Source organism: Candidatus Dadabacteria bacterium (assembly GCA_026706695.1).
Taxonomy (GTDB): domain Bacteria; phylum Desulfobacterota_D; class UBA1144; order Nemesobacterales; family Nemesobacteraceae; genus Nemesobacter.
On the sequence record JAPOYE010000033.1, the window covers coordinates 1 to 5,138 of the forward strand.

The 5,138-nt window shown below is 48.8% G+C and carries 5 protein-coding genes; 1 reads left to right on the forward strand and 4 read right to left on the reverse strand.

Annotation, left to right across the window (positions count from 1 at the left end):
* The 4 genes from OXG10_02600 to OXG10_02615 form a co-directional block, all read right to left on the reverse strand.
* A partial coding sequence (locus OXG10_02600; GenBank protein ID MCY3826259.1) for an SDR family NAD(P)-dependent oxidoreductase occupies window positions 1-917 on the reverse strand: 917 nt, incomplete at its 3' end.
* A gap of 171 nt (window positions 918-1,088) precedes the next feature.
* On the reverse strand, window positions 1,089-2,090 hold the full coding sequence (locus OXG10_02605) for an SDR family NAD(P)-dependent oxidoreductase (protein MCY3826260.1): 1,002 nt from the start codon (window positions 2,088-2,090) through the stop codon (window positions 1,089-1,091).
* A 56-nt stretch (window positions 2,091-2,146) separates the two neighbouring features.
* Window positions 2,147-3,403 carry a sulfotransferase gene (locus OXG10_02610; GenBank protein ID MCY3826261.1) on the reverse strand — a complete coding sequence of 419 codons (1,257 nt, stop codon included), beginning with the start codon at window positions 3,401-3,403 and terminating at the stop codon, window positions 2,147-2,149.
* Window positions 3,400-4,593, reverse strand: coding sequence for a DUF1214 domain-containing protein (locus OXG10_02615; GenBank protein ID MCY3826262.1), 1,194 nt, complete (start codon window positions 4,591-4,593; stop codon window positions 3,400-3,402). The genes OXG10_02610 and OXG10_02615 overlap by 4 nt, the downstream gene beginning before the upstream one ends.
* A gap of 272 nt (window positions 4,594-4,865) precedes the next feature.
* Here OXG10_02615 and OXG10_02620 point away from each other — a divergent pair.
* On the forward strand, window positions 4,866-5,138 hold a 273-nt coding region (locus OXG10_02620; protein ID MCY3826263.1), incomplete at its 3' end, for a Fic family protein.

The following is a 5,138-nucleotide window of genomic DNA, read 5'->3' on the forward strand; positions in this document are numbered from 1 at the left end:
ACTAGAGTTTTAACCCATGCATCTGAATTGTCCCATAGAAGTCTCGACACATCCTGGTCTTTTGTATCGTCGGATGATTCCGCTGTTTCGCAACGCGCATAATAATTTCCACCTTGAAGCGGGTACTTGCTAGCGCACATCACGGAAGTTTGTGCGCCAAATATCGGGCGGAGCAAGAAAAGAGATGTGAGCGTGGAACAGATTCGGTTTAAAAGATACCCGATCTTTCCTTCAAATTCATCAGTCGGCGTAAGATTAGTCTTAACAGACCCGGGGTGCAGGGCTACCGATTGGAGGTTGTACTTTTTGGCAAATCGTCTCTGTATCTCGAAAGTAAGGTGAATTAGTGCTAATTTTGACAGCGCATAAGCGTCCCAGGAGTGGTAGTCTCCATCATCGTTGAACATGTTCTTGTTTTTCACTCTGTCGTGCAAGTGGGAAGTCACGTTGACGACTCGCGCGTCTCCGCTTTCCAGACCGTTCTGCTTGAGAACTGGAAGCAATAAGCTCGTCAGGTGAAAAGTTCCGAGGAAATTGGTTCGCCAGTGAATTTCGAAACCGTCCTTTGTCAGGGGCGGTTTTTTTCTCGGATTAAGAATGTTCTTGTGAATCCCCGCGTTATTGACAAGTACGTGCAGCCGGTCGTTGTAATTTTTCCGGTACCACGTCGTGAAATCATTAACGCTGTCAGCATCGCACAGGTCTAACCCGTGGGCCGTAATCTTCTTTTCATCAGCGCCAATGATTCGCAAGTCTCCCCTCAAGGAGCTTTCCATCAGTTCAATATCGTGAATACTGGTGACAACGACCGTAGCTCCCCAGCTTGCAAGGATCCTGGCCGTTTCGTAACCAATTGAATTAGGAGCGGCGCCTGTCACAATGACGTTCCGACCTGACATATCAACTTCTTCCGCCATCGGTTTACTCGTAAACAACCGCAGGATATGAGTTACGGATTTTGAGAACGTCTTAGGCATATGGGAACAATATTATGTATAAAGTGTGGTCTCGCGTACAGCTGATCTTTATATAACACAAACGCGCATCTCTCGTGCTTGCCTGGCCAGCTGCTACGCCGGTTACAGGACTCACTCTCGGGAATTAGCGACCAGGGGCTCGCTTGCTTCCCACAGCCTGGTTCCGTTTTCCTCATCCAGTGCCGCAGGAGACACGGACTTTCGCTGCATTAAATGCAGGTAGATACCTGTTTCGGTACCAGCTTCTTCCGCACAGCACAAGTAGATTACCGGCCCGATAGCTTCTTCCGGGGACTGAAAAAAATATCTTAGCAACGGGTTAACTATGGGTTTCAGGATCAACGGCGTTTCCCGTGAAATGTTCGTAGCAACGCCTCCGGGACACATTGAGTGAACCGCAACTTCAGTTTTGCCGCCCGTGTTCAGACGGCGTGAGAGTTCAGTCGCAAACGTACATAAAACAAGTTTGCTGATACCGTAATACTTGAAGCTATCTCCGAGCTCATAGTCGGTAAATTCCCCGAGGCGGTCGAAATCGATAGTATGAGAGGATCGATGGGACTCGGATGAGACGAAGATAATTCGCGGCGTTTTTCCAGTTTGGCTGGATGGACAGATCACGCCGTCTTTCAGCCACTGGTCAATCATGATGCGATTCGCAAGGAAGTGAACCGTAAACATTGTTTCATAGCCCTGCGGTGTTTTAGTTGCCTTTCTGAGCGCCAGGCCTGCGTTCAGAACCGCAATATCAATTTTGATGTTGCGGTTACTCAGACTATCGCAAAGACGGTGTACCGACTGAAGATCCGAGAGGTCTACTTCCATCATTTCCACGTTCTCGGAACCGGACAGTTTCTTTATTTCGTCGCATGTTTTCGTATGACCGGGTCGACAAGCTAAAATCATGTTTGCGCCTCGCCTCGCGAGCTCAGCGGCGGCGGCTTTGCCAAGCCCGCTGTTCGCTCCGGTTATCAGACAGGTTTTGCCATCGATACGCAAGTGTTCTGGAACAGGGTTCACTTCCGATACCTTGGGTTGCGCCAGATCTCGAATTGCGATGATTATAGCGTCTATGAAGGAACCGTCTCCCATTTGGTTTGTTTTTCGTTTCATGGCGAGTTTCTCCGTACTGTTTTTCGGTTTTTTGTAGTTGCTTGAATTTGCATAGGCTATTCGAAAGGAATTTCATATTTCTCGCGATAAAAAGAGAAATAATCTTCAATAATTTCCTCGCTCAACCCGAAATCACTTAAGTGATAGACGTGCCTGCCAAAGCGGTTTTGCGGATTTCTTTTCATAAAAGTCCTGGCTTGCTGCACCGCTTCGGCATCAAAATCGACCCCCGCCTTCAGATAAATCCGGGGAAGCTCGGTAATCGGGTCCTTCATCAGGTCGTAGTACGAAACGTCGACGAATCGGTCAGCATCTGCTTTGTCTCGGGACTGGATGGTTAACTCGACCATCCTGCGAGCCTTTCTGGACCAGTGTCTCGCGATTTCCCTTGGGTCCACGTGGTCGCTGAATATGCCGCGGTTGTGAGCAACCATGCTGCAGAAAGAAGGCATGGTTTTTCGAGGGTCGCGGTGGGTCTGCACGACTATTGCGGTTGGGAAAACTTTAAGAAATACATCCAGATATTCCATGTGATGCGGCGTTTTAAGCACCCAGTTACCGCCGGGGCGTTGCCAGCACAGAATCTTCAGCACCTTACGGAAATATTCATAGGTCTGCGTATGGTCCTGTTCCTCCAGCCACCGGGAATAACTCGGCACGTGCATTGTGGCTTCTGGGGCCTGGCTCATAAAGTTCAGATCAAGAAGCATTACATCTTCTTCCGGCTCATTATGGTCAATAGGGTGAACCGCCATGAACTGCGGGGACAAATACGAAATCAGTCGTTGTGCGAGGACTGCATGCGCATTTCGAGTGACCGTTCCCTTGGCTTTGTTGCTTGGGGGTAGCGGGTTGAGTGCTTCTGTGCCCGACACGCCTCGAATACTCGGATGAGAATTCAGCAGCCTATGCAATACTGTCGTTCCACTGCGCTGCAATCCCGTGATCAGGATAATTTTTCCCAAATTGATGTCATTTATTTCAGGGTGCTGTTTTAGCAGTTCTTCAATTCGCAAGCGATGAGCCAGCGCGCTTGTGAGTCGAATTTTTTGTATCAGCCTGCCGGTTGGGGTAAGCTCGGCTTCTTCATTAATCGAATTTATGAGAACTTCCAACGCCTCAAAGTGACCGTCGTCACCAAAATCCTCAAGCCTCGTTTTTCGAATCGCGCTGGCGGTGAGCTTTTCAATATTCAAAGAATTCGACAATCCAAGGTTTTCACTTAGCTTCCCGACGGAATTGAAAATCTTAACGGGAAAAGGACGGTAGGGATTTTCGTAATCTGTAGAAGTTACCAGGTTCTTTTCGGTCATAGCATTTGTTGCTTAAGGTCAGTTAACTTGACCAATCTGGTCCGTGGTTGGGGATGTTCCTTCGCGCGCACCCACCTGAAGCACATAGTGCCGGAAGAATGTCCGGCTGTCTGGAGCCAGTTGGGATGGCCGGGATCCCCGTGAGCTACCACCAGACGCACGGAACCGTCATCTTCATAATGGGCAAGATGTTTGTTAGTGTGTATCGTGTGATAGCGGTAGTCCAGCGATTCCATCCAGTAGTTGTTTAGTTGGAAGTTCCAATGTTCGCATTCCGGCGGCGTTACTTCTATCAAAAGTGCTTCGTCTTCCGCCACTTTCCAATGACTGTGGTAGTAAACGATATTGGGATCACCCCCGGCGGCCAGTGATACTTCCGGATCAAACATCGGCAGTTCGTTGGTGTGCTTTTGAAAATCCCGAGCCCACTTGGCAAACAGTAATGGCGCGCCTGCCACGAGCGTTCCCGCAGTTTTTAACCCTTCGTCGAGCTGTTTCGGCGTCAATGGAGAGGGTCGGCGTTCATCTTCGGAACAATTGATCCGTTCTATTCGCAAGTCTGCTGGAGTTTCTGTTTCGCGATCAAGGAAAGTCTGACGTACCACTAATGTGCCGGTTTCTGGCGTCATAGGAAGCCAGTTCTTAATTTGAGGTTTGCAACTGAGTATCAGTTCAAAGTACCCGTCTTCATCGATTTCTATTTGGTCAGACTCTATATGCCCTGTTGGAGGCAGCCCTCGTCCTTGCCCATAGTTGCCGGATTGAGTGCCAAAGCTTAAGTATGCGATATTATTGCGCCGCCCTGTGATTTTGTATTCATACTCGCCGCTCAGGGCTGCTGTCTGGTAGAAGTTATCAGGATTGTCTGCACCTAGTTTGGTTGTTTCGTTGACTACGCGATGAAGTACAGGGGCTTTCGGGTCGGCATGCTCGATAAATGCCATCAGTCCGGCCCGGGCGATGCGGCTTAAGTACCGATACCCTTCTGCCTGATTGAATGCGTCTCTAGGTGCCTTTGGGAAGTTTAAAGCTGCCCCCGCAGCTTTTAAGGTATCGCAGAACTCATCCCAGGACTTTCCGCTGACTACCCGCTGGGCGGCCAAGTCGGCTTCCGTTTTGCCGCGCAGCTTCCGGATGAAAAGAGATATCCGTCGAAACAGGGCGAGAAGACGGATCGCGAATTTTCGCATGGAGTACCTCCAGGCAGAACTGATCTTATCGCTTGCAGATGTGTTTTTCGGTATTTTCCGGCACAGGTTTTGTCCGAGAATAACAACTCGTTTTATCCTGTAATTACTAAGCAAATGTATAAGACATACGAAAAATGGCAATTGTTTTGTCATAAAGACTGCGGAATAAAAGATCCTCGGGCCGCTGAATATATACGGAATTGAAAGAAAAATGTATGATGAATACGTGAGTTCAGGATGCTTAGAAATTAGTTTTGAAAGGGAGAGTATAGATGTCTCTTGCAGAAATTGACAAGCACATTCAGGGTCTCTATGAAGAATGGTCTTCGCTGCAACCTCTCAGCCGTGAGAATGACGAACGGCTTTGGGAGAAAATCCGGCTTGAATGGAACTATAACTCCAACCGTATAGAGGGCAATACTCTGACCTACAGCGAGACGGAACTTCTGCTTATCCACGGGCGCGCCGAGGGTGGTCATCCCCTGCGCGACTACGAGGAGATGGAAGCCCATAATGTGGGAATAAGGAAAGTGAGAGAATTTGCC